Source organism: Henriciella algicola, assembly GCF_003576245.1.
In the GTDB taxonomy this organism is placed as follows: domain Bacteria; phylum Pseudomonadota; class Alphaproteobacteria; order Caulobacterales; family Hyphomonadaceae; genus Henriciella; species Henriciella algicola.
The window spans coordinates 666,668-689,815 of sequence record NZ_QWGA01000003.1 but is presented as its reverse complement, the minus strand read 5'-3'; the positions used below and the strand labels follow the sequence as shown (position 1 = coordinate 689,815).

The 23,148-nt window shown below is 62.6% G+C and carries 23 protein-coding genes; 3 read left to right on the top strand and 20 right to left on the bottom strand.

Annotated elements, in window-relative coordinates; genetic code table 11:
* The first annotated feature begins 115 nt into the window (after positions 1-115).
* Positions 116-661: a c-type cytochrome gene (locus tag D1222_RS03790; RefSeq protein ID WP_119452885.1), complete on the top strand. Its 546-nt coding sequence runs from the start codon at positions 116-118 to the stop codon at positions 659-661.
* Between the two features lie 20 nt (positions 662-681).
* Here the strand turns inward: D1222_RS03790 and D1222_RS03785 are convergent, their stop codons facing one another.
* From D1222_RS03785 to D1222_RS03695, 19 genes are all read right to left on the bottom strand, one after another.
* Entirely contained in the window at positions 682-1,881 is a 1,200-nt protein-coding gene (locus tag D1222_RS03785; protein WP_119452884.1) for a molybdopterin molybdotransferase MoeA, read from the bottom strand.
* Positions 1,878-2,360: a cyclic pyranopterin monophosphate synthase MoaC gene (gene moaC, locus D1222_RS03780; RefSeq protein ID WP_119452883.1), complete on the bottom strand. Its 483-nt coding sequence runs from the start codon at positions 2,358-2,360 to the stop codon at positions 1,878-1,880. The genes D1222_RS03785 and moaC overlap by 4 nt, the downstream gene beginning before the upstream one ends.
* A complete protein-coding gene (gene moaB / locus D1222_RS03775) occupies positions 2,357-2,902 on the bottom strand; it encodes a molybdenum cofactor biosynthesis protein B (protein WP_119452882.1) in 546 nt (181 codons plus the stop codon). The genes moaC and moaB overlap by 4 nt, the downstream gene beginning before the upstream one ends.
* Entirely contained in the window at positions 2,886-3,371 is a 486-nt protein-coding gene (locus D1222_RS03770; RefSeq protein ID WP_119453712.1) for a molybdenum cofactor biosynthesis protein MoaE, read from the bottom strand. The genes moaB and D1222_RS03770 overlap by 17 nt, the downstream gene beginning before the upstream one ends.
* Before the next feature lie 10 nt (positions 3,372-3,381).
* Positions 3,382-3,630, bottom strand: coding sequence for a molybdopterin converting factor subunit 1 (moaD, locus tag D1222_RS03765; RefSeq protein WP_119452881.1), 249 nt, complete (start codon positions 3,628-3,630; stop codon positions 3,382-3,384).
* Between the two features lie 4 nt (positions 3,631-3,634).
* Positions 3,635-4,666 carry a GTP 3',8-cyclase MoaA gene (gene moaA / locus D1222_RS03760; RefSeq protein WP_119452880.1) on the bottom strand — a complete coding sequence of 344 codons (1,032 nt, stop codon included), beginning with the start codon at positions 4,664-4,666 and terminating at the stop codon, positions 3,635-3,637.
* Complete coding sequence (locus D1222_RS03755) at positions 4,659-6,152, bottom strand: NTP transferase domain-containing protein (protein WP_119452879.1); 1,494 nt, start codon at positions 6,150-6,152, stop codon at positions 4,659-4,661. The genes moaA and D1222_RS03755 overlap by 8 nt, the downstream gene beginning before the upstream one ends.
* 53 nt (positions 6,153-6,205) lie before the next feature.
* On the bottom strand, positions 6,206-6,550 hold the full coding sequence (locus D1222_RS03750) for a winged helix-turn-helix domain-containing protein (RefSeq protein ID WP_119452878.1): 345 nt from the start codon (positions 6,548-6,550) through the stop codon (positions 6,206-6,208).
* The gene (soxA, locus tag D1222_RS03745) at positions 6,547-7,278 is read right to left on the bottom strand and encodes a sulfur oxidation c-type cytochrome SoxA (RefSeq protein WP_233348500.1); all 732 of its coding nucleotides are present in this window, start codon (positions 7,276-7,278) and stop codon (positions 6,547-6,549) included. The genes D1222_RS03750 and soxA overlap by 4 nt, the downstream gene beginning before the upstream one ends.
* A gap of 53 nt (positions 7,279-7,331) precedes the next feature.
* Positions 7,332-7,652 carry a thiosulfate oxidation carrier complex protein SoxZ gene (soxZ, locus tag D1222_RS03740; RefSeq protein ID WP_119452876.1) on the bottom strand — a complete coding sequence of 107 codons (321 nt, stop codon included), beginning with the start codon at positions 7,650-7,652 and terminating at the stop codon, positions 7,332-7,334.
* An 11-nt stretch (positions 7,653-7,663) separates the two neighbouring features.
* Positions 7,664-8,134, bottom strand: a complete 471-nt coding sequence (locus D1222_RS03735; protein WP_119452875.1) for a thiosulfate oxidation carrier protein SoxY — start codon at positions 8,132-8,134, stop codon at positions 7,664-7,666.
* The gene (gene soxX / locus D1222_RS03730) at positions 8,131-8,589 is read right to left on the bottom strand and encodes a sulfur oxidation c-type cytochrome SoxX (protein WP_119452874.1); all 459 of its coding nucleotides are present in this window, start codon (positions 8,587-8,589) and stop codon (positions 8,131-8,133) included. Before soxX ends, D1222_RS03735 begins: the two co-directional genes overlap by 4 nt.
* The gene (locus D1222_RS03725) at positions 8,586-9,860 is read right to left on the bottom strand and encodes an NAD(P)/FAD-dependent oxidoreductase (RefSeq protein WP_119452873.1); all 1,275 of its coding nucleotides are present in this window, start codon (positions 9,858-9,860) and stop codon (positions 8,586-8,588) included. The genes soxX and D1222_RS03725 overlap by 4 nt, the downstream gene beginning before the upstream one ends.
* The gene (locus D1222_RS03720; RefSeq protein ID WP_119452872.1) at positions 9,860-10,228 is read right to left on the bottom strand and encodes a c-type cytochrome; all 369 of its coding nucleotides are present in this window, start codon (positions 10,226-10,228) and stop codon (positions 9,860-9,862) included. Before D1222_RS03720 ends, D1222_RS03725 begins: the two co-directional genes overlap by 1 nt.
* The gene (locus D1222_RS03715; RefSeq protein WP_119452871.1) at positions 10,225-12,429 is read right to left on the bottom strand and encodes a xanthine dehydrogenase family protein molybdopterin-binding subunit; all 2,205 of its coding nucleotides are present in this window, start codon (positions 12,427-12,429) and stop codon (positions 10,225-10,227) included. Before D1222_RS03715 ends, D1222_RS03720 begins: the two co-directional genes overlap by 4 nt.
* A gap of 14 nt (positions 12,430-12,443) precedes the next feature.
* Positions 12,444-12,899 (bottom strand): (2Fe-2S)-binding protein, encoded by a 456-nt coding sequence (locus D1222_RS03710; RefSeq protein ID WP_233348499.1) that lies wholly within the window; start codon positions 12,897-12,899, stop codon positions 12,444-12,446.
* Positions 12,900-13,087: 188 nt separating this feature from the next.
* The gene (locus D1222_RS03705) at positions 13,088-16,672 is read right to left on the bottom strand and encodes a hydantoinase B/oxoprolinase family protein (protein ID WP_119452869.1); all 3,585 of its coding nucleotides are present in this window, start codon (positions 16,670-16,672) and stop codon (positions 13,088-13,090) included.
* The gene (locus tag D1222_RS03700) at positions 16,669-17,880 is read right to left on the bottom strand and encodes an NRAMP family divalent metal transporter (RefSeq protein ID WP_119452868.1); all 1,212 of its coding nucleotides are present in this window, start codon (positions 17,878-17,880) and stop codon (positions 16,669-16,671) included. The genes D1222_RS03705 and D1222_RS03700 overlap by 4 nt, the downstream gene beginning before the upstream one ends.
* Before the next feature lie 79 nt (positions 17,881-17,959).
* On the bottom strand, positions 17,960-18,709 hold the full coding sequence (locus D1222_RS03695) for an SDR family NAD(P)-dependent oxidoreductase (RefSeq protein WP_119453711.1): 750 nt from the start codon (positions 18,707-18,709) through the stop codon (positions 17,960-17,962).
* A gap of 146 nt (positions 18,710-18,855) precedes the next feature.
* On the opposite strand from D1222_RS03695, the gene D1222_RS03690 reads away from it, so the two are divergent.
* Positions 18,856-21,255: a zinc-dependent metalloprotease gene (locus D1222_RS03690; protein WP_119452867.1), complete on the top strand. Its 2,400-nt coding sequence runs from the start codon at positions 18,856-18,858 to the stop codon at positions 21,253-21,255.
* Positions 21,256-21,258: 3 nt separating this feature from the next.
* Here D1222_RS03690 and D1222_RS03685 read toward each other — a convergent pair whose 3' ends face one another.
* Positions 21,259-22,071 (bottom strand): hypothetical protein, encoded by an 813-nt coding sequence (locus tag D1222_RS03685; RefSeq protein ID WP_233348498.1) that lies wholly within the window; start codon positions 22,069-22,071, stop codon positions 21,259-21,261.
* 60 nt (positions 22,072-22,131) lie between these two features.
* On the opposite strand from D1222_RS03685, the gene D1222_RS03680 reads away from it, so the two are divergent.
* On the top strand, positions 22,132-23,049 hold the full coding sequence (locus D1222_RS03680; protein ID WP_119452866.1) for a fatty acid desaturase family protein: 918 nt from the start codon (positions 22,132-22,134) through the stop codon (positions 23,047-23,049).
* Positions 23,050-23,148 lie beyond the last annotated feature (99 nt).

Genomic DNA, 23,148 nt, shown 5'->3' with positions numbered 1-23,148 from the left:
ATCGCTGTCGCTGGACGGATTTCTTTTCGGCTCGCATCTCATTTTCTTTTGCAAGCTGTGCGCGCTGGCCTAGTGTTAGGCGGTGATTACTGACCAGGTTGATGGGAGACACACCATGACACTACGCACGAGCATGATTGCCATCCTTCTCGCCGCCGGCCTCAGCGCCTGCGGGGGAAGTGAAGAGCCAGCCGCTCCGGAGGCATCAACGCCGCCGGCTGACATGGATGCGGATACGGCTGAGACGCCTGCCGAGACCGCGCCAGAAGAGGTTGAAACCGCTTCGGGCCCAGCCGAAGAAGGCACGCAGTTTGCTGGCTTTCCTGAGCCTTACGCGTCTGCAGACTACGCGACGGGCAAGCGTCTCTTCATGCAGTGTTCTTCCTGCCATTCGCTGACCGAAGGCGGCCCAACGCTGCTCGGTCCGAACCTTTACGGCATGTTTGACCGCAAGGTCGGTGAGCAGGAGGGTTTCGACTATTCCAAGGCTCTGCAGGACGCCGATTTCGAGTGGACGCCTGAGCAGCTTGACCAGTGGCTAGCCAGCCCGCGCAACTTCCTGCCCGGTAACCGCATGAGTTTTGCAGGCGTGCCGCGCGAAGACCAGCGCGCCGCTATCATCGCCTACGTCATGAGCGAAACGGGGTATACGCCCGGATAAGCATCCCGCCTATTGAGGCCTCAAAGGCGCGGCAGGCTGGTCAGGATGATGTCCTCCAGCCCGCCGCGCTTTTTTTCAGGCGCATTCGGGAGGCGCCGCAGGAGCGCGGCACTCGTCACGAAAGGTTTGATCAGCGAACTGTCCTGATCAGGTGCCGGATCGACGCTCAAACCGCCATCATCGGTAAAAGCCGCGAAGGCGCGCATATAGTGTTCGCGGGGTCCGTTAGGTTTGAGGTCGCAAGCGAGGCGCGCCTTGATGAGGCGATGGCGTTGGCCCGTAATGAGTGGCTTCAGGAAAAGCTGGGCGCAGACCAGCGCCGAGGCCGGGTTGCCTGGCAGTCCGAGGACGCGGGTGTCGCCGCGCGTTGAAAACCAGGTCGGCTTGCCGGGGCGCACGGCAATCTTCTCGAAAACAGGCTCAAAGCCCGCCGCGGCAAAAGCTGGGCGCATCAGGTCATGATCGCCGACGGAAGCGCCGCCGACGGGCAGGAAGATGTCGATGTCTTCGGCGCTTTCGATCCGTTCAGAGATCGCGTTCAGCGTGTCTTCTGCGATGCCGAGATCTACGGGTTCAGCGCCCCAGGAGCGGACAAGCTCTGCCAGCGCGACGGGGTTCGAATTCACGATCTCACCGCGCTTCAGCTCACTGCCGGGCGGCTTCAGCTCATTCCCGTTCGCAAGGATGCCGACGCGAGGGCGGCGACGCACTTTCACTTCGGCGATGTTGCCAGCTGCGAGCAGGCCGAGCTCTCCTGCGCCAAGGATGGCGCCGGCTTCCAGAAGCGTGTCGCCCTCAAGAAAGTCGCGGCCAGCCTTCCGGATGAATTGGGGCGCCTCGTAGCCTTCGGCGCAGGTGATTTCGTCGCCTGATCGGGAACTATTCTCCTGGATGACGATATGGTCCGCGCCCGCAGGGATTTCGCCGCCCGTGAAGATCCGGACAGCCTGCCCCTTTCCAAGCGTCTGCTCAAACGGGGTGCCCGCTGGCGCTTCGCCGATCACGCTCAGGCGAGACCCGGCCTTGCGGACATCCTCAAGGCGAACGGCATAGCCATCCATGGCGGACATATCGGCGGGTGGTCGACTGACATGTGCCGTGACGGCTTCGGCGAGCTGGCGGCCATGCGCCTGCTCAATGGCGACAGTCTCGGCGCGCGGGGGTAGGGCGTTCTGCGCGAGCGCATCCAGAGCGTCGGCAACACTGATGAGGCCGCTCATGTCGCTGCCTTCCGGTAGTCGCCGGACTTGCCGCCTGTCTTCTCCAGAAGCTCGACGGCGTCGATCCGCATCGCCTTGTCGACAGCCTTCAGCATGTCATAGAGGGTGAGGCAGGCAGCTGAAACAGCTGTCAGCGCCTCCATCTCGACGCCCGTGCGACCGCTCGTTTTTACCCTCGCCGTAACGATGAGCGCGTTCGCCTCGGAGTCCGGCTCGATCTCCACCTTCACCGATGAAAGAGCGAGGGGATGGCAGAGCGGAATCAGGTCTGAAGTGCGTTTGGCCGCCATGATGCCGGCGAGTTCCGCAATAGCGATCGGGTCGCCTTTCTTGGTGTCTCGGCCGATGGCGAGTTGTAGCGTTTCGGGCTGCATGTGCACGCGCCCATGCGCGAGGGCGACGCGTTCAGTGACGTCCTTGTCGCCGACATCGACCATGCGGGCGCGCCCGTCAGGCCCGATATGCGTCAGGCCGCTCAATGCGAATGCCCCATATGCTCCATCAGGCGGGGCATCAGTTCGACGAGGTTGCAGGGCTTGTGACGGCTGTCGAGCTGGTGCGAGATAACCTTGTCCCAGCCATCCTTCACCGCGCCGTTCGAGCCGGGCAGGCAGAACACGAATGTGCCGCTCGCAAGGCCCGCAATCGCACGTGACTGCAGCGTCGAGAGACCAACGCTCTGATAGCTCACCTGATGGAAGATGACCGAAAAACCATCGATGACCTTGTCGAAGAGGGGGGTGACGGCTTCCGGGGTGACGTCCCGGCCCGTCAGACCCGTACCGCCGGACGTGATCACTACGTCGACCGCAGGGTCTGCGATCCATGCCGAAACCTGCGCGCGGATAGCGGCCTTGTCGTCTGCAACGATCTTGCGGTCAGCGAGGATGTGACCAGCGTCCTCAATGCGTCGGGCGAGGGTGAGGCCGGATGTGTCGGTCTCGAGGGTTCGTGTGTCGCTCATCACCAGTACGGCGACGCGTACCGGATGGAAGTCGAGGCTTTCATTTATGCCGTGCATGGCGGTCAGTCTCCGTATCAGTCTGCGTCCAGCGGGCGCTGTCGCTATAGTCTTCAGCGCGCGGTTCTATCCAGCGGCTGCCAGTCTTGGTGAATTCTTTTTTCCAGAAGACGGCTTCTGTCTTTAGGTAATCCATCAGGAAGTCAGCCGCCTCAAATGCGGCTCGCCTGTGCGCAGAGGCGGTGGCAACAAAGACGATGGGCTCAAACGGGGCCATGTCGCCAATGCGGTGAATGATGCGCAGCGCCGTCAGCGGCCAGCGCTGACGGGCATCTGCGGCGGCTTTCTCGATGCCGTTCTCTGTCATCGGCGAATAGGCCTGAAGATGCAGGCCATCGACGTCAGTCTCACCTGCCCGGTCGCGGACGAGGCCGGTGAAGCTCACGATCGCGCCGGCGCCGCGCGCCTCTTTCTCAAAGGCGGCGAGCGCCTCCGATGGGCTGAAAGGGGAAGGCGTGAGCGTGATCATGTCTGGCAGGTCAGCCGCCACCGACGGGTGGCATGAAGGCGATCTCATCGGAGGGGGAAATGGGGTGCGGGTCGACGACGATTTCGCTGTTCACGGCAAGCCGGACGCTCGCTTCCAGAAAGGCGCCGCCCGCCGACTTTTCAGCGTCGAGCCAGCGGCGGAGCGCGGCGGTATCTGTAATAGCGGCAGGTATATCGAGCTTTTCGGCTCCTGTGCCCGCGACGTCTCCAAGTCGCCCGAAATAAAGGATGTCCGCCATCTCTTCAGCCCCCCGTTACGGACATGTGGCGATCGAGGGCAGGGCCCTGGCCGCGCTGGTTGATCTCGAAATCATGGCGCTCCGGCTTCGCGATCAGCGCGCGGTCCAACGCCTCGTCGAGGGCGGCCTGTGGGTCGCTGCTTTCGCGCAGCGCGGCGCGCAGGTCGACATGATCGTCCTGGCCAAGGCACATATAGATGCGACCTGTACAGGTGACCCGAACGCGGTTGCAGCCTGCGCAGAAATTATTGGTCAGCGGCGTAATGAAGCCAAGCCGGCCGCCGGTTTCCGCGATGCGCACATAGCGGGACGGGCCGCCATTCGCGTCGCGGGCATCTTCCGGGGTGAGCGTCCAGCGTCGTTCCAGCTCGTCTCGGATATCGAAGAGTGGAATATACTGGTCATAGCGGTCTTCGCCCGTAATCCCGAGCGGCATAACCTCGATCAGCGTCATGTCATAGCCGCGCGTATGCGCCCATTCGACCATTCGCGGTATATCGCCCGCGTTCTGGTGACGTAGGGCGACCGTGTTGATCTTGATCTTGAGGCCTGCTGCCGCGCCAGCCTCAATGCCGCGCATGACCTTCTCATAGTCGCCGCGGCGCGTGATCTCGCGAAACATGTCAGGGTCGAGCGTGTCGAGCGAGATGTTCACGCGTTTCACCCCGGCCTTAACCAGGGCTTCGGCGTGGGTTTCGAGCTGCGTCGCGTTCGTCGTCAGCGTCAGCTCATCAAGGCCGGATCCCAGTCTGTCGCCGAGCCCTTCAAACAGGCCCATAATATCCTTGCGCACGAGGGGTTCGCCGCCGGTGATGCGGATCTTGCGCACGCCGCGCCGGATGAACGCGTCTGCCACGGTCTGCAGCTCTTCCAGGCTGAGCAGATCCTTCTTCGGCAGGAAGGTCATGTGTTCTGCCATGCAATAGGTGCAGCGAAGGTCGCAGCGGTCTGTGACCGACAGGCGCAGATAGCTGATCTCCCGGCCGAAGCGGTCGGTCAGCGGTGCAGGCTTCAGGGCGGTATGTCCGTCAGGCATGCGTCAGTCCTTTCGCGCGTTCGAGATCGGCTAGCGTGTCGATATCGAGCGCATTGTCGGGTGGGAGGTCGACCAGGGCGGTATTGGGCAGCTTGGCGAACAGGGACTTCGCGCCTGCATCACCAGAGAGCGCCATAAGGTCGTCGAAGGTCGTTTCGTGAAAGATTGCGGGTGGACATAGGATGTCGCCCGCCTTGCTCATTGCCGCCCGGTGGCCCCGAGCCATTTCCGTCTGCAGCGCGCGCAGTTGGAGTTCGCCGATGTGGGGCATGTCGCCCAGCAGGATAAGCGCCGATTTTGCGCCCGAAGCTTTCGCAGCGCGGATACCAGCGCTGAGTGAGGTTGCCTGGCCATAAGCAGCGTCGGGGTTCTCGACCACCTCCCAGCCTTGCTCTTTGAGCGCGGCTGCGCGCGCCGTGTCGCTCGGGCCGGTCACGCCAATCCTGGCAGCCACTTTCTCATCCGCGAGCAGTCCGGCAACGTTCTCTAGGACGGGTTTACCTTCAAGCTCGGCCAGCAGTTTGTCACCGTGTTCAAAGCGCTTCGACTGGCCTGCGGCGAGCAAGATGATGGCCGTCTCGGCGAATGGCTGGCGAAGCGTTTCGTGATAGCTCGCCACGACTTCTGCGAGGACCGAGATCGCGAGCATGGATGCGTCGCGCATGGACGGGATGAGGCCGATGGGGCCGTGGATGCGGGCGATCGCTACCTCGTCGATACCGTCTGCTTTGAGCGCCTCGGTGCGGCGGGCATGCGTTTTCCGGCTTCCGACGGCGCCGATATAGAAAGCGGGGCCTTCGAGCGCCTGCTCCAGAAGCGGGCCTTCCCAATGGGTGTCGTGAAACATGAGGATGAAGGCGGTCCATTCATCATCATTGGCCGCGGGAATATCTGAAGGAGTCTCAAGCGCTGTCACATCGGCAAAGCCTTGTGCAGACGCGGCGGCTACGTCTTCGCCGTCACGCAGTTGTAGCCGGACATCCAGTCCAGCGGCGCTCGCAACACGGGCAAGGGCAAGGCAGTCCGCGCCACGCCCGGCAATACGAAGACGAGGCTTGGGAACGTAGTGAGGCTTGAAGTCACAAAGCGCCTCAAGGCTTAGCTGCGCGGCCTTCCGCGCGCTGAGCTGATCGCGAACGGTCTTGATCTCATTCCGGTCCGCATCCGGAATGATGATGACCTCGATCGCTCCGCCGCAGGGCAGGGGAAGGTCTGTGAAGGGAGAGCCTGCGCCATAGCGGAGCTGTTTGGCCTTACCGGCGCGCAACGCGTTCTGCGCCTGCAGGGCGACGTCGGAGTCGATACAGCCGCCAGAGATGTAGCCCGCCATGGCGCCGTCTTCGCGGACCGCCATCAGGGCGCCCGGTGCGCGCACCGCGCCGCCCTCGATCCCGGTGACAATAACGAGCGCCACAGGACCCGCCTCGTGCCAGTCCAGCCATTGACTGAGCACGTCTTCGGGGTGTTCTGGATAGGTTTGTTGCATCGTCACGATACCCGCCGTTCTAAACCATCATTTAGAACGATGCCAGCAGACTTCTATTCCTGCAGGCTGCAAAGCTTGCCTATGGCTGCAGATGAGGCGGTGCTGGCGGCGTCAGTTATCTCTGCATAGAGCGCCAGCACGTTTTCGCCCATTCGCGTGAGCTCGGAGCCACCACCGCTGGCGCCGCCATGGGTGGACGCGATAAGCGGCGCGGCGAAGTCGCCATTCATCTCATCAATCAGCTTGAGCGCGCGCGGATAGGACATGGCCAATGCGGCTGCGGCTTTGCGTATGGAGCCATGCTCTGCGATGGCGCGCAGGAGGGTCGCCTTACCTGGGCCAAAGCGCCCGCCATTGGGCAGGTCAATCCGCACGCTAAGCTTTGCTTTCCCGTTCATCGACGAACCCCCGGCGTTTCGATTTCAAGGCCTTCGGCGCGCTTTGCGAGATAGAGTTCGACGGCAAGATAATCGTCCGATCCATAGGGGCGCGGTTCTGCCCGTACACCTGCATCGCAATCGCGCAGGCGCCGGTGGAGCGAGCCGAGCGACTGCCATTCAAGCCGGTAGGCCGGAAATCCCGTCCCGTGGCCTTGGCTAATCGTATCGCCGCGCAGTTTCTTTCCCCAATTGTCGTCATGGCACTGGGTGCAGGAGAGATTGAACTGGCCGCGCCGTGTTTCGAAATAGTCGCGTCCACGGGCGTACCAGTCTGCCGCGGCACCTTCGATATCGACAGAAATGGGCGTGCCGCGCGAGAGGTAAGCGACATAGGCCGTCAGCGAGAGAAGCTCATCGCTCTCATATTCGAAGGCCGCTTCGTTCTGATGGCGCGTCCGGCAGAGGTTTATTCGCCCCTCCAGATTGATGAGGTCGCCGCTTTCGGCGTCAATCTTGGGGTAGTGGGCGGCAGCGCCCGCGAGCGGCAGCGACGCATCAGTGTGGCACTCGCTGCATGCGCTGCCAGAAGCGGTAGCTGTAGAGAACAGGGCCTCGCCCCGGTCGATCCAGAGAAAGCCCGGATTGGCAAAGTCATCATCCTGCAAGGCCTGCGTCTGCGGCTGCAGGAATTCATACCCAGATTGCAGGGGCTGAGGCTGTGCCGGGGGCGATTTAGTATCGGCCACGACATCTCCGCACGCAGTCAGGCAAAACGCCGAAAGGAGTGCGAGCCCCGCCTTCATTCCACGGTAAGGTCGTGCGTCTCTGACCAGCTTTCGCCGTCCTGGTCTGTCCACTTGAAGACAATCGGGCCAGAGGCGGTCGCGCGGGTGTAGAAGGTGAAGATCGGGTTGGCGGCGATGCCGGGCTGGAGGTCTGCCTCGAATACGGTTTCGCCGTCATAGGTGACTTCGAATTTCTCGATGATGTCGCGCTCGATCCGTTTCCCGTCGGGGCCGCTACGGTAGCCTGTTTCCATCGGATGCTGGATCAGCGCTTTCAGTTCGATGACTTCGCCAGCGCTCGCCGTGTCGGGGGCCGCTATACGTATGGTCGCCATGGGTTGCTCTCCTATCCGATCAGGCAGGCAGCCAGCGTGACCACCGTGCTTGCTGAGCCATGCCAGAGAGTGCCGTCGCTCATCTCGGCGACGGCGCGAATGCGCTGCGTCCCAGCCATGCGGATGCGGGTGGAAATCTCTGCCTTGCCTGCGCGTGGGCCGAGCTTGAACAAGGCGACCTCGGCGATCGGGTTGCGAGGCGAAAAGATCGCGATGCGGCGGACATAATCGTCAGGTGACATGAGGCTCTCTGCTGCCACGGTAATGGCGACGGAGTTTCCATTTTCGGCGATCGGCGGAAGCTTCACGCTCACGCGCCCTTCATTGAGCGGCTTGTCGCCGAAGATTTCGCGGATGGCCGCATCTGCGTCTGCTGCGTCGGCGGCGGCCTGGAGAGGGAGCGCTGCTGCAGCGATACCTGCGGCGCCAAGCTGGAGGAAGCTGCGCCTCGCGAGGGCTGTGTGTCTGCTAGGGGTCTTCATGTGCTTTCACCGTCGAGTTGTCCGAGGTAGGCAACGAGGTCCTCGATCTGTTGGGCCGAAAGTGCAGGCTCACCCGCGTAGGCCGGGGCGACCTGGTTCAGCCCGCCTGTTCGATAATATGATGGCATCAGCGTATCTGGCCAGAGGGGCTGGATGTCGGCGATACGAAGCCTGATCTGGCCCTCGCTCAGCCGGGCGCCAACGCCGGTGAGCGCGGGGCCGACATTGCCCTGGAATTCAGCGTCCAGACCTTCGACGGCGTGGCAGAGCACGCAGTGGCCTTGCTCACGTTCTGCGAACGCAGCTTCGCCGCGCGCCGCGTCGCCTTGCAGGCCGAGAAGTGGGGCCGTGATCTCGTCACCTGTTATCTCGACGGCTGTTGCGAGCCGCGACGTCGTTTCGCCGCTGCATCCAGCGAGGAGCGCTATCGTGAGGACAGGAAGCGCCGGTCTCATCCAAAGGTCTGCTGCGTGATCTGCTGGAACCAGGCTTCGGCTTCGGCAGCTTCTGCAGCGCGGACGCTGGACGCCGGGCCGGCCGGGCTGAGGCCGCCAGAGCCCTCGATGCTGGAAAGCTGTCCGCCTTCATTGCTGTAGACGCCCGTGATCGAGACGGCCGCACCCGGCGTGACATAGGAATAGCAGGTGTTGGCGAGGATGGTTGGCGCGAGCGCTTCGCCCTTCAGTTCCCGCGCAATCTGCAGCGCGCAAAGCTTGGCTTGCAGATTGGCTGAGAAGGCTGATTTCGGCATTGGCGCGGCGATGGTCGCGTCCCCGATCACATAAACGTCCGGCTGCAGCGTGGAAGAGAAGTCGACCGGGTTGATCGGGCACCAGCCCGTCTGGTCCGCAACGCCAGCGCGCGCGGCAATCTCACCTGCCTTTTGCGGTGGAATGACATTGGCGACATCGGCGTCATAGGTGTCGAAATCGGTCGAAAGCGTCATGGCGCCCGGGTCGACCGATATGACGCGCCCGAAGTCGCTCGCACCAATCCATTCAAGGTGATCCGGGTAGTGTTCGGCCCATGCCTCAAGGAAGAGTGGCTGTTTGGAAAACTCATCCTTGGCGTCGAGAATGATGAGCTTCGAGGCTGGCTTCTGCGTCTTGAGGTAATGGGCGATCAGGCTGGCGCGCTCATAGGGGCCGGGTGGGCAACGATACGGCGCGGTCGGAACGGACATGATGACCGTGCCGCCATCGGGCATGGCTTCCAACTGCTCGCGGAGGAGCGAGGTTTGCGGGCCTGCCTTCCAGGCATGCGGCATGATGCTCGCCGCCGCTTCGTCATAGCCTTCAAGCGCGCCCCAGCGAATGTCGATGCCGGGCGAAAGGATCAGCTTGTCATAGGAAAGCGTGTCGCCGGAGCTGAGTGTGACCGTCCGGGCCGGTGCGTCCACATCATCCGCCCTGTCGCCAATGACCTTGATGCCGATGGCCTTGAGGCCGTCATAGCCAAACTGCTGCGCCTCCAGACTGCGAAGCCCTGCGATGACGAGGTTGCTGAACGGGCAGGCAGTGTAGTGCGCCTGCGGCTCGATCAGCGTGACTGAGGCACCGGGCACATAGGTCTTCACAAAGCGCGCGGCGGCTGCCCCGCCAAAGCCGCCGCCGACGATCACGATCTTTGGTTGGGCCTGCGCAATTGCTGGGGAGCCGAGAAGCGGTAGTGACGCTGTTCCTGCAAGACCAGCAAGCACATCTCGTCGTTTTGGGGACCAGGCCATCACCCCTCCTCCGGCGCAGTCAGATAGGCAGCGACCGCGGCAATGTCGGCCTCGCCATAGCCGCGCATCAGACGATGCATGACTGTCGTGCCGCCGCTTTCGGACTTGTAGGCGAGGAGGCGTGCCTCAAGCGTCGCGCGGTCGAGAGCATTATAGTCCGGGATGTCATCGCCAGCGCCGCCATGGCAGCCAGAGCAGGTGAGGGCGAGTGTCTGGCCTCTCAACATGTCGCCATTGGCTAAAGAGGTCTCAGCCGCCTCTGCTGGCGTTTCAGCTTTGGTGTCCCCAGCGCTGCATCCGGCGAAAGTAAAGGTCATCGCCGCACTGGTGGCGGCGATGGAGATTGATTTCAGAGCTTTCGGGCTCACGCGTCCCTCAGGCTCTGATCCTTGATCGGCAGGTTGCGGATCCGCTTGCCGGTGGCTGCATAGATTGCGTTCAGCACGGCTGGCGCGGCCACGGCAATGGTCGGCTCACCGACACCGCCCCAGAACCCGCCCGATGGCATGACGATCGTCTCGACTTCCGGCATGTCCCGCAGTCGCATGGAGTTATAGGTGTCGAAGTTGCGCTCCTGCACCTCACCATTTTCGAAGGTGATCTCCTCGAAGAGAGCAGCCGAGAGACCATAGACGAAGGAGCCAGCGACCTGCGCATCGACCTGCTGTGGATTGACGGCGTAGCCCGGGTCGGTCGCGGCAACGATGCGGTGGATCTTCAGCTGGCCCGCATCGTCCACCGTCACTTCGGCGCATGCGGCGGTATAGGCGCCGAACGAGTAGAAGGCGCATAGGCCACGCGACTTGCCGTCATCATTGCCCCAGCCAGACCCTTCCGCTGCAGCGCGCAGGACGGCGGCCAGCTCAGGCGCGTCACCCATATAGGCGAGGCGGAACTCCAGCGGGTCCTTTCCGGCTGCATGGGCAAGCTCGTCCATGAAGCATTCCAGGTAGACCGCGTTCTGGTTCGCGTTCACGCCGCGCCAGAAGCCCGGACGCACAGGCGGATTACGCATGGCGTGGTCGAACTTGAGGGCCGGGAAGGTGTATTTCAGCGTCTGGTCCTCGACACGCTCATCGAGGCCACTTGGCAGGAGGCCCTGGAAAGCAAACGGGTCCATCCCATTCTGAAGTGCCTGTGGCATCAGACCAGCCAGAATGGACTGGCCCGCGATGCGGATCTTGATGGCGGTGAGATTGCCATCGGCGTCCAGCGCGCCTTCGCAACGTGCCCGCGTGGTCGGGTGGTAGAAGCCATGCTGCATGTCTTCTTCGCGCGTCCAGAGAAGCTTGATCGGCGTGCCAGGCATCTCCTTGGCGATCTTCACGACCTGGCTGACATAGTCGCTCATGCCGCGCCGGCCGAAACCGCCACCGAGCAGGAGCTTGTAGACGTCACACTGCTCAATCGGCAGGCCAGCCGCTTCAGAGGCGGCACCGAGCGCGGCCTCACCATTCTGTGTCGGGCACCAGACTTCGCACTTGTCCTCGGTCCAGATCGCCGTGGCGTTCATCGGCTCCATGCAGGCATGGTTCTGATGCGGGACGCGATAGGTCGCTTCGACCGTCTGGGCTGCGTTGGCGAACGCTGCGTCGACTTCGCCGCTCATATTGGCGACGGACGCGTCGTCTGCGGTTAGCGCGTTTTCAAGCTCGGTTTCAAAGGCGGCGCTTGAATAGTCAGCGCCTTCGCCGTCCGTCCATTCGACGGGGAGGGCGTCGAGCGCGGTCTTCGCTTGCCACCACCTGTCGGCGACAACGGCCACGGCGGTATCGTCGACCTGTACGACCTTGCGCACGCCCGGCATCGACATGACGGCATCGGCATCAAAGGAAGCGAGCGTGCCGCCGCGCTTCGGGGCCTGTTTGATGGCGGCATTCAGCATGCCGTCCATCTGGAGGTCAGCGCCATACTTCTGGGCGCCGGTGACCTTGTCGGCCGTATCGAGGCGTTTGACCGGCTGGCCGATGATCTTCCACTCGGACGGGTCCTTCACTTGCACACCAGTTGGCGGCGTCAGGGCGCTGGCGGCCTCTGCCACTTCGCCATAGCGCAGCGTATTGCCGCTCGGCCCATGCGTGATGACACCCTTCTCGACAGAACATTCGCTGACGGGGACTTCCCACTGGTTCGCGGCGGCCTGGATGAGCATGGCACGCGCAACGGCGCCGCCCTCGCGGACGTATTCCACGCTGCCACGAATGCCGCGTGAGCCGCCCGTGGAGAAGTCGCGCCAGACGCGGTCACGGGCAAGGTTCTCGCCGGGCGTCGGATATTCGGTGGTGACCTTGTCCCAGTCGCAGTCGAGTTCGTCGGCGACCAGCTGGGCGAGACCAGTCAGCGTGCCCTGACCCATTTCAGAGCGGGCAATACGGATCGTGACCGTATCATCGGGGGCGATGTGCACCCAGGCATTCACTTCGGGGTTTGGTTCGGCATTTGCGGCCTGGTCTGCTTCGGTGCCATCCTCACTATTGTTCGAACACGAAGCCAGAATACCGATGGTCAGACCGGCAGCGCCGGTGCCGATAATGAAATTGCGGCGTGAGAGCTTGATCGTATCAGCCATGTGTCAGCCCTCCCTCAGGCTTTTTTCGTCTTGGCGAGGTGGATGCCTTTGCGCACCCGTGCGAGCGTCCCGCAGCGGCAGATATTCGTGACCTGCGCGTCGATGTCCTCATCGGTTGGGTCCGGCGTGTTGTTCAGGAGGCCTGCGACCGCCATGATCATGCCGGGCTGGCAGTAACCGCATTGAGGAATGTCGAGTTCGACCCATGCCTGCTGCACAGGGTGGCTGCCATCTTCGGACAGGCCCTCAATCGTGGTGATTTCCTCTTCGCCCGAGAGCGCGCCGACCGGGTAGGTACAGGAGCGGACAGGCTGGCCATCAATGTGGATCGTGCACGTGCCGCATTGGGCGATGCCGCATCCATATTTTGCGCCCGTCAGCCCCAGATGTTCACGCAGCACCCAGAGAAGCGGTGTGTTCTCTTCTGCGTCGACGCTTACGGTTTGCCCGTTGACCTTGAGTTCTGCCATGCGCTGATCCTCCTCTCGCACTGCGAAAGACACCGGTTCGAAGCGATGGACGCTTGCTGAGCGCGCGAGCCGACTAGTCAGGCTTGGCCTGTGCCACGATGGCTGCGGCCCCCCTCATCCGGGCCTTAACATGGGTTAGACTAGTCCGCTTGGCGGTGGCCTGCCAGAGAGTTGACCAAAAAAATCGATCAATTCTGCTTGAGGCGGCCATAGCCGCCGCCGCCTGGAGTCTCGATCGTGATCGTGTCGCCAGCTTGCATGTCTTGTGTGACGATGCCTTCAATCGTGTCGCGGCGGCCATCAGCCCGCACGATCCATTGACGTCCGCAACTTGCATCCCCGCCCCCTTCGAGGCCGAAAGGTGCGGTCTGGCGCGACGAAGAGACGAGCGTGCAGACTGTCTCGGACAGCGCGCGGATGGTGCGTACGACGCCGTCTCCGCCGCGATGTTCGCCATTTCCGCCGGAGCCGCGACGCAATGAGAAGCGCTCAAGACGCAGCGGGTAGGTCATCTCCATGATTTCAGGATCGGTGATGCGGGTATTTGTCATGTGCGTGTGTACGCCGGACGTGCCGTTGAAGCCCGGTCCTGCGCCGCTGCCGCCGCAGATCGTTTCGTAGTATTGGTAGTCATCATTGCCGAAGAGCAGATTGTTCATCGTGCCTTGCGCTGCCGCGCTGACGCCCATGGCGCCGAACAATACATTGCAGACCGCCTGGCTGACTTCCGTATTACCTGCCACGACGGCCGCGCCATGCGACGGAGACAGGAAAGACCCTTCCGGTATCACCAGCTCCAGGGGGCGCATGCAGCCCTCATTGAGCGGCAATTCATCTGCCACAAGGCAGCGGAACGCGTAGAGCACAGCAGAGCGGCATACCACGGGCGGGGCGTTGAAATTGCCGGGACGCTGTGGGCCCGTGCCAGTGAAATCGATTGTCGCTGACCGGGCCTCTCTGTCGACCTTGATCGAGACGCAGAGCGGCAGGCCATCATCCATCGTGATCTGCATCTCGCCATCGCTCAGCCGGTCGATAACCCGGCGCACGCTCTCTTCGGCATTGTCGAGGACGTGGCCTGCATAGGAGGTGACGCCTTTGCGGCCATACCGATCGATCATGGCGAGCAGGTCCTTCGCGCCAGCGATATTTGCGGCCATCTGTGCGCGGAGGTCGGCGACGTTCTGATCCGGTTTGCGGGCAGGCCATAGCGCATCGCTGAGCATCTGGCGCAGGGCATCTTCGCGAAACTCGCCTTCGCTGAGCAGTAGGAAATCGTCGATGACGACGCCTTCCTCTTCCAGTTTCGTGGCGCGCGCCGGAGTCGACCCGGGGGTCAGCCCGCCAATGTCAGCGTGATGTCCGCGATTGGCGACAAAGAAGCGAATGTCCTTTCCGTCCTTGTCGAACACTGGCGCGATGACGGTAATGTCTGGCAGGTGCGTGCCGCCGTTGAACGGATTGTTGAGGCAGATCATGTCGCCGGGCTTCAGGCTCGCCCCGCGGCTTTTGAGGACGGTTCGGACGCTTTCGCCCATCGCGCCCAGGTGAACCGGCATATGAGGCGCATTGGCGAGGAGGCGGCCCTGCTCGTCAAAGACGGCGCATGAGAAGTCCAGCCGCTCCTTGATGTTCACGCTGGTCGCTGTGTCGCGCAGCACCGCGCCCATCCGCTCTGCGATTGCCATGAACATGTTGTTGAACAGCGACAGGAGCACCGGGTCTGGTGTGTCGGTGGCCTGGACCAGCTCTCGCCTTGCGGCGCCACTCCGCTTCATGATGATTTCGCCGCCGGGCGCGACGCGTGCCGACCAGCCGGCGTCGATGACGGTCGTGCCGGTTTCTTCTGTGATGAGGGCGGGGCCTTCGATCTCCCTGCCGGGTGACAGGGCGGCACGCGCAATCATAGGCGCATCGACCTCCTCGCCGCGGCTCCAGAGCTTGACCGTTTTCTGCTCGCCGGGTGCGCTACTCGCTTCTGGCGGCGCCTTCTCAAACGCGGGAGCCGGGCGGCGCGCTTCGCAGGTGAGGGATTCGAGGACCATTTCGCGCCCAGCGGTCCTGAAGCCGAAACGCGCTTCGTGAAGCGTCTCGAATGCCTCTCGCATTGAGGCCAGGTCGCCAAACTCTACAGGCAGGCTCGTATCGGTCCCGGCATAGCGGATTGCCGCACTGACGGTCCAAAAAAGTTCGCCAGCGCCAAGTCTTTCGCGCTGCTGGCCCTTCAGGCCTTCGATCCGCGTGTGGGCGCGCTCGAGCGACTGGTCATTGAGCGTTTCTTCGACGGAGGCCCGGGCAATATCGATTTCATCTGAAAGGCCGATGCCAAGCGCTGACAGGACGCCTGCCAGGGGGTGGATAATGACGGTCTGTATGTCGAGTTCATCCGCAACGAGACAGGCATGCTGGCCGCCAGCGCCGCCGAAAGCCTGCAGCGCAAAGTCGGCTGGGTCGCGGCCTTTTTCCAGCGTCACCTTACGGATCGCGCGAGCCATGTTTGCGACCGCGATCTGCAGGAAACCGGCTGCAAGCTCTTCCGGGGATCGGGCGAGCCCTGTTTCTGCCTCAACTTCCCGCGCCATCTGATCGAAGCCGGTGCGCACCGCATCAAGCTCGAGCGGCTGATCCTGCTCCGGCCCGAAGACGGGCGGAAAGGCGCTTGGCTGGATCCGGCCAAGCAGGATGTTTGCATCGGTGACGGTCAGCGGGCCACCCCGCCTGTAGGCAGCAGGGCCAGGATTTGCGCCTGCGCTTTGCGGACCTGCCTGCAGCTGGCCCTGATCAAAGCGAAGGACCGATCCGCCGCCTGCGGCAACGGTATGAATGTCCATCATGGGCACGCGGAGCGGCGCACCGGCAACTTCGGTTTCGGTGACGCGCTCAAACTGCCCATCATAGACAGAGATATCGGTTGATGTGCCGCCCATATCGAAGCCGATGATCCGGTCATGACCTAGCGCGGCTGCGGTCTTTGCCGCGCCAACGACGCCGCCAGCGGGACCTGACAGGACCGCATCGCGCCCCCGGAAGCGGCTCGCTTCCATCAGGCCTCCATTAGACTGCATGAAATGAAGCGATGCGTCGCCAAGACGGCTTGCCACCTGATCTACATAGCGTTGCAGGACCGGGGTGAGGTAAGCGTCAGCCACGGCGGTGGCAGAGCGCGCGACATAGCCCGCCAGCGGGTCGGCTTCATGGCTGAGCGTCACCGTCTCGAACCCGGCCTGCCGGGCGAGTGCGCCCACCTGCTGCTCAAGTTCTAGGTGTTTCCATGCGTGAAGCAGAGAAATTGCGCAAGTCTCGAGGCCGCGCTGGCGCGCCTCTGACAGGGCTTTCGCAACGGCTTTTTCATCCAGCGGCTGCAGGAAGTCGCCATCAAGATCGATGCGAGCGCCGATTTCGAGGACGTCGTCATTGAGCGGGGCGGGGCGCTGGATATCGAGGTCAAACAGACGCGGTCTCGACTGGCGCCCGATGATCAGCAGGTCGCCGAACCCCTCATTCACGACGAAGAGGGTCGGCGCGCCTTTCCGCTCCAGCAGCGCATTGGTGGCAACGGTCGTGCCCATGCGGACCTGATCGATTTCGTGGAAGGGGAGTGGCCGTCCTTCCGGCGCATTGAGCGACCGCCGGATGCCCTCAATGGCGGCGTCCTCATAGGCGCCGGGATTTTCACTGAGGAGCTTCAGAAGCTCATAGCGTCCCTGGGGTGTGCGAGCGACGATGTCGGTGAACGTGCCGCCCCGATCAATCCAGAACTGCCAGCCACTCATGCGCCAAGCACCGTGCTGAGTGCTCTCCAGATGCCGCGAAGGCCGATCATCAGCGTGATCAGGATGACCAGCCCGCCCGCAATGTTGGCCGCGAGCCCGTTCACGCTATCGCCGAGCAGAGCCTTGCGGTTCATCACATAGAGAAGAAATACCGCGATGATTGGCAGGAGCAGTCCATTGGCTGCCTGCGCAGTCACAATCAGGGAAACCGCATCGATACCAAGCAGTGAGATAGCCGCGCCGATGGCGACAATGGTCAGGGCGATCGCGCGGAAGCGTCCGGTTTGTCCGCTTTCCGATTTGGCCGGAAACATCTCGGTGATGGCATAGGCGGTCGCCATCGGGGCTGTGATGGCTGAGGTGAGGCCAGCTGCGAAGAGGCCGATGCCAACGAGATAGCGCGCCGTCGGACCGAAAGCCGGTTCCAGCGCGATCGCCATGTCGCGCGCATTGCTGACCTCCATGCCCGCCACGAACAGGCTACCCGCTGCTGTCGACAGGATCAGGATGGAGACAAGCCCGCCGAGCCCGATGGAAATGGCAGAGTCGCGCCGCGCCTCGCTGAGCTTGCTGGCATCGGTCCAGTGGTTTCGCGCCGCCGCCGCGTGCAGGAAAAGGTTGTAGGGCACGATCGTCGTGCCGATCAGCGCAACGGCTGTGAGCTGCGCGCCGTCCGGTATCGATGGCACAAGGCCCGCTGCAAAAGTCGAAAGGTCCGGTCGCACGAGAATGGCCGAGATGATGAAGGCGAGGCTCATCACGAGGACGAGCCCGATCAGGATACGCTCGATGGGCTTGTAGGCACCGATCAGCAACACGCCTGCCGCGATGATGGCGAGACCTGCCACCAGAAGCCGCCGCGTGCCCTCACCAAGCAGCGCTTCCAGCCCCATGACACCGCCTGCGAGGTTGCCGCCTTCATAGGCCGCATTGCCGACGCCAATCGCGAGCAGGACCAGAACCGCTGCGCCCGCCTTGCCGATGGGGCCGCTGACGCTGGCCATCAGCGCTTCGCCGAGACCGCGCCGCGCGCCTGCGCCAAGCCGCGCCGCCATGTCCTGCAGCACAATGGTCGCAAGCGTCGCAAAGACCAGCGCCCAGACGAGCGCATGCCCGAAACTCGCCCCGGCAACGGTGCAGGCAGTGACCGTGCCCGGCCCGATAAAGGCGGCGGCGACAAGTGCGCCAGGCCCGAAGGATAGTTTCATGTCGTGCCCCGCAGCGTCATGGGGCAGAGCCTGCACGGAGCAGCCTGATTTGTCGATATGGCTGGAGTGCCCGCCTGTCCTAGCTGCCGCCGTCGACGCGCAGGATCGTCCCCGTCGTAAAGCTCGATGCATCGCTTGCGAGGCAGAGCGCGGCGGTGACGATCTCTTCGGGCTTGCCGGGGCGTCCGAGCGCATTGTCAGCAGACTGGCGCATCTCTTCGGGCCACGCCTTCGAAATGTCGGTCAGGAACGGGCCGGCAGAAATCGTATTCACGCGCACTTTCGGCCCGTACTCGCGGGCAAAGGAGACCGTCATCGCGTTCAGCGCGGCCTTCGCGCCGCTATAGGGAACGACCTGCGGAAGAGGCATGAGCGCGCCGGTCGAGGAGATGTTGATGATTGATCCGCCATCACCGTCGGCCATGCGCTTGCCGATCTTCGCGCCGATCCGGAAGGGGCCCTTGAAGTTGAGGTTCAGCACGCTGTCGAACAGACTTTCCTCGACCTCGTGGCTCGGCACGCGCGGGCTCATGCCCGCATTGTTGATGAGGATGTCGATCTTGCCAAAGGCGTCATAGGCCTTGTCGATCATTGGGTCGATCTCTTCCCACTTGCCGCAATGGGCGCTCAGGGCCAGAGCCTTGCGTCCGAGACTGCGGACCTCTTCGGCAACTTCTTCGCAGGCGTCGAGCTTGCGGCTGACGATGATCGTATCGGCGCCCTGCTCAGCAAAGGCTTTCACCATCTGGTAGCCAAGCCCACGGCTGCCGCCCGTCACCAGGACCGTCTTGCCGGTAAAATCGAATAGCCTGCTTGCGAGGTCTGCCATCTGCTCTGTCTCCCTGTGTCTGGCGGCAAGTTCGCAGGAAGCCTTGCCCATGACAATCTGCCGTGGCGCTTTCCCGCGCGGCAGGCGCTCGACATCTCGTCGCCAATGACCTTAGGGTCGGCCACCAGCCAGAAGGAGACGCCCCCTTGCGCCAGATCGTGACCGGATTACTCGCAGCTCTGATACTTGCCCTGTCGCCGCCCGCAGGCGCGCAGTCGGGCGGCGGCGACGGCAACGGCTTCTTCGACCTGGCGATCAATGATGAGAACAAGGTCATCGCGACGCTGCCTCCGCCCGGCGATGACGGCGTCATGCTGCGGATGATCCATGCCGTCAGGCTGAAAGCTGGCCTTGGGTCCAACCCGGTAGGACTCGACCGGGGATGGGGCTCCAGCGGCGAAATCCTCGTCTTCCGCAAGATCGGCAACCGGGTCGTTCTGGAGGTCGAAAACCAGACCTATCGGGCAAACCCTGAAAATCCGCTGGAAGCGCGGGCCGTGGCTGAGAGCTTTGCAAATTCGTTCGTCGCCGCTGCAGACATTACCTCGCAGAGCGCGGGCTCTGTTTCCTTCGACATGACCGGCTTTCTAACCGGCGACCGGCTGAACCTCGTCCAGCATTTGAAGGATGCTGGCCAAGGCACATTCAGCCTGAAGGAAGACCGTTCAATGGTCGATCCGGACGGCATCCTCGCTTTTCCGGACAATGTCGAAATCGACGTGTTCCTGACCCTGTCGAGCAGCGATCCCGGGCGCGAGGTCGCAACCACGGCAGCCAACGGGACCGACATGACACTGGTCCAGCATCACTCCTTCGTACGCCTGCCCGAAGAGGGCTACACGCCGATCGAGTCCGACCCGCGTGCAGGCATCATTGATCAGGTTCGCTTCGATTATAGCGCAGGCCTTGCAGAGCCGGTCGTCACGCGGCTGGCCCGGCGCTACCGCCTGCAGAAGAATGACGCAGGCGAGACAATCAATCCGATCGTCTTCTACATCGATAGCGGCGCGCCGCCCCAGATACAGGACGCGCTTCTCGACGGCGCCCGCTGGTGGGCTGATGCGTTCGCAGCCGCTGGCTACCCAGACGGCTACCGCGTCGAAGTTCTGCCTGAAGACGCGCACCCGCTCGATATCCGCTACAATGTCGTCCAGTGGGTCCACCGCCAGACGCGCGGCTGGTCCTATGGTGGTGGCATTTCCGACCCGCGCACAGGGGAGATGCTAAAAGGCCATGTCATTCTTGGCTCGCTGCGCGTGCGACAGGACCGGATGATCTTTGAAGGCCTGACGGGGACCGGAGAGACGGGCACGGGATCTGAAACCGACCCTGTCGAGCTTGCCCTTGCCCGCATCCGCCAGCTCTCGGCCCACGAGATCGGCCATGCGCTCGGCTTCCAGCACAATTTTGCGGCAAGCACTTATGGCAAAGGCTCTGTCATGGACTATCCGGCCCCTGATGTTCGGGTCCGGCGCGGCGCGCTGGACTTCAGCAATGTCTACGGTGTCGGCATTGGCAGCTGGGACAAGTTCACGGCGACGTGGCTCTATGGCGACCTGACCGAGCAGGAGCGCGATAACCTCGTCCTGGAGGCGCGGTCCAATGGCCTTATCTATGTCGCCGACCAGGATGCGCGGAGCGCGTCTACTGGCCACCCCCTCGGCAATATCTGGGACAACGGGCCAGACCCAGTCGCCGCGCTCCGTGAGACGCTGGAAATCAGGCGCATCGCACTGGAGAATTTCGGCGAGGACCGCGTGCAACAAGGCCAGCCCCTGTCTGACCTCAACGATGTGATCGTGCCCATCTACCTCTATCACCGCTATCAGACGGCCGCCGCGGCCAAGCTCGTTGGCGGTATGAGCTTCAATTATGGAGAGCGCGGCGATGGCCAGCCTGCGGCAGAGATCGTCTCGCCGGAACGCCAGCTGGAGGCACTGGATGTGCTTCTGGAAACAGTGGCGCCCTCGCGTCTTGATCTTAGTGACGAGGTTCTAAACCTGCTGACGCCTGGCATGGCGAATTATGCGCTGGCCGATTGGGACCGCGAACAGTTCGCCGGATCGGCGAGCCCCGCCTTCGATCTGATCGCCGCAGCCGATACCGCCGCCGCGACGACATTCGGCATCCTTCTGGAGCCGCAGCGCGTTGCGCGCCTGATCGAGTTCAACCGCCGCGATCCTGCAAACCCGGGGGCAAGCGACGTGTTCGCGCGCATCCAGCAGGCGGTGATCGCAACACCCAACTCGGCGCGAACGCGGCCCATCGCTGAAGCCGTTCGGGCGCGCTACGCCTTCGCCCTGATGGACCTTGCAGGTGCCGACACGACGGCCGTCGTAAAGGCGTCTGCTTCTGCCGGCCTGGAGGATCTTTTAGGGGCGCTTGAAAGCAGGCGCGATAGTCATGCGGTCTGGCTCAGTGGCCGCATTGAGGATTTCCTCGACGCCCCGGCCGATATCGATCCGCCAGCTGTGACCGCGAAGGCGCTGCCACCGGGCGGGCCAATCGGTTACACGCCTTATGCGACCTGCTGGCACTGCGACTAGACCTCAGGCCATCGCGAAGAAGGCCTGCCAGCTCTTCTGGCCCGCCTCATTATACCGGCGCATGGTCTCGACCATGTTGAGGAACCCCTTCTGGTCCACCAATTCCGGTGGCAGAAGCGGGTCATAGTTAATTAGGCGGATGACGGCCTGCCCGATGAGCAGGGACTCACGGGCAGCGTCCGGCACTGGGAGGGCCCCAAGCCGCTCGAGGCTGTCCTTCATGGCGCGTGTCGCCTCGACATAGGTTGCGGCAAGCTCATCAGCTGACCAGAGATCTGGCCATACGGATGCATCTGGCATTTCAATTGCGTCGGCATGGAGCAACAGAATGTCTTCATCCGCGCCGATAGCGATAAGCTCGCGCCTATGCTCATCCAGAGGCTGTGACAGGTTTGCCGGGCGCGCCCAGACCCCTTCGGGCGTGCGTCTATAGCCTGAAAGGCCCAATGCACGCTCGCGGGCGGTGAGCTGCTTGCGATCAGTCCGTCCAAGATGCTGGGTCAGCGCAATAAGCCAGCCGCCATCCCAGCGCACAATCTTGCTGTCCACATTCTGCCAGTCCTGCAACCGGCGCACGAGTGAGCGCGATTTCGGACCGGGCTGATAGAGGCCGCGCGATGGGCTTTCGAGAAGGCCGTCCTTGATAAGCCGGGTGACCGCGACGCGCAGGGTGGAAGCTTCGATATCGAAAAGGCTCGCCGCTTGTATGAGACGCGAAATCGTCTCTGGCTCGCTTCGTCGGCTTGAGAGCAGGGACAGCACCATCGCGCGGGCCGTCATGTTGTTTCTGTCGAGAGGTTTAAAATAATACGACATTTGACAGAAACTTCTTATATATGTAACAAACGTGAAAGGCTAGGTATCAGGAGTCCGCTCATGCAACAGGGAATGAAGCTTTCGCAAGCGCTGTCAAAGAGTGAGCTGCGTGCCTTTCAGAAGAAATCGAATTTGCGGGCCCTTGGCGGCCTTGCCTTCAATTGGGGCATGATCGTCTTTGCATTCGCGATTGCGATTATCTGGCCGAACCCGCTGACGATCCTTGCTGGAATTATCCTCCTTGGTGGGCGCCAGCTTGGCCTCGGCGTTCTGAACCATGACTGCGCCCACCACGCTTTCTTCAAAAGCCCGAAAGTCGATGAGTTCGTCGGACACTGGCTTGCCGGCGCACCCATGAACACCTCGCTCAAGGCTTACCGCGCCTACCATTTGAAGCACCACAAGTTTGCGGGCACGCCGAACGATCCGGACATCGGCTTTGTGAAGAACTACCCGGTCTCCAAGTCGAGCCTGAAGCGCAAATTCATCCGTGATTTCACCGGCCAGACCGGTTTTCGCGACACGATGAATGACCTCAGAAAGTTCAAGCTTTCGCGCAATTATCCCTGGTTGATGTTTCACATTGCGTTGCTCGGCACACTCACACTGGTTGGTGCGCCTTGGGCATATCTCATGTGGTGGGCGGCGCGCCTCTTTGTGTTTCCGGCCATCGTGCGTCTTCGCCAGATTGGCGAGCATGGCACGGCGCTGGACCGCACCAGCCTCGATGCCCGGCTGAATACCGGCACGACGGTCGCGCCACTCTGGCAGCGCGTGATCGTAGCTCCGAATGATGTGAATTATCACCTCGAGCATCACCTGCTTGCTAGCGTGCCGCCCTACAGGCTCGGCCGCTTGCACAGGCTGCTCAGTGAGCGCGGCTATTATGATGGCTATGACTGTATCTCGAAGGATTATTTCGACGTGATCCGCCGGGCGGTCCGGCCCGATGAGCCAAAGATGGTTGCTGCCGAATAGACAAGCTTAGGCCGCGCCTTCGATTTCGACGGCGCGGCCCTCGACCTTCGCCTTAACGCCGAACACGTCTGCCATGTGCTCAGTGCACGAATGGCGAGA

What these genes read in the sequence shown, in the direction of transcription:
- moaD (WP_119452881.1), bottom strand. Translation starts at nt 3,630, where the DNA reads ATGGCGGACATCCTTTATTTCGGGCGACTTGGAGACGTCGCGGGCACA.
- D1222_RS03755 (WP_119452879.1), bottom strand. Translation starts at nt 6,152, where the DNA reads ATGCAACAAACCTATCCAGAACACCCCGAAGACGTGCTCAGTCAATGG.
- D1222_RS03750 (WP_119452878.1), bottom strand. Translation starts at nt 6,550, where the DNA reads ATGAACGGGAAAGCAAAGCTTAGCGTGCGGATTGACCTGCCCAATGGC.
- D1222_RS03770 (WP_119453712.1), bottom strand. Translation starts at nt 3,371, where the DNA reads ATGATCACGCTCACGCCTTCCCCTTTCAGCCCATCGGAGGCGCTCGCC.
- D1222_RS03685 (WP_233348498.1), bottom strand. Translation starts at nt 22,071, where the DNA reads ATGTCGTATTATTTTAAACCTCTCGACAGAAACAACATGACGGCCCGC.
- D1222_RS03785 (WP_119452884.1), bottom strand. Translation starts at nt 1,881, where the DNA reads ATGAGCGGCCTCATCAGTGTTGCCGACGCTCTGGATGCGCTCGCGCAG.
- soxX (WP_119452874.1), bottom strand. Translation starts at nt 8,589, where the DNA reads ATGAGACCGGCGCTTCCTGTCCTCACGATAGCGCTCCTCGCTGGATGC.
- moaB (WP_119452882.1), bottom strand. Translation starts at nt 2,902, where the DNA reads ATGCACGGCATAAATGAAAGCCTCGACTTCCATCCGGTACGCGTCGCC.
- D1222_RS03715 (WP_119452871.1), bottom strand. Translation starts at nt 12,429, where the DNA reads ATGGCTGATACGATCAAGCTCTCACGCCGCAATTTCATTATCGGCACC.
- soxZ (WP_119452876.1), bottom strand. Translation starts at nt 7,652, where the DNA reads ATGGCGACCATACGTATAGCGGCCCCCGACACGGCGAGCGCTGGCGAA.
- D1222_RS03790 (WP_119452885.1), top strand. Translation starts at nt 116, where the DNA reads ATGACACTACGCACGAGCATGATTGCCATCCTTCTCGCCGCCGGCCTC.
- D1222_RS03695 (WP_119453711.1), bottom strand. Translation starts at nt 18,709, where the DNA reads ATGGCAGACCTCGCAAGCAGGCTATTCGATTTTACCGGCAAGACGGTC.
- D1222_RS03710 (WP_233348499.1), bottom strand. Translation starts at nt 12,899, where the DNA reads ATGGCAGAACTCAAGGTCAACGGGCAAACCGTAAGCGTCGACGCAGAA.
- D1222_RS03700 (WP_119452868.1), bottom strand. Translation starts at nt 17,880, where the DNA reads ATGAAACTATCCTTCGGGCCTGGCGCACTTGTCGCCGCCGCCTTTATC.
- D1222_RS03680 (WP_119452866.1), top strand. Translation starts at nt 22,132, where the DNA reads ATGCAACAGGGAATGAAGCTTTCGCAAGCGCTGTCAAAGAGTGAGCTG.
- moaA (WP_119452880.1), bottom strand. Translation starts at nt 4,666, where the DNA reads ATGCCTGACGGACATACCGCCCTGAAGCCTGCACCGCTGACCGACCGC.
- D1222_RS03725 (WP_119452873.1), bottom strand. Translation starts at nt 9,860, where the DNA reads ATGGCCTGGTCCCCAAAACGACGAGATGTGCTTGCTGGTCTTGCAGGA.
- D1222_RS03735 (WP_119452875.1), bottom strand. Translation starts at nt 8,134, where the DNA reads ATGAAGACCCCTAGCAGACACACAGCCCTCGCGAGGCGCAGCTTCCTC.
- D1222_RS03705 (WP_119452869.1), bottom strand. Translation starts at nt 16,672, where the DNA reads ATGAGTGGCTGGCAGTTCTGGATTGATCGGGGCGGCACGTTCACCGAC.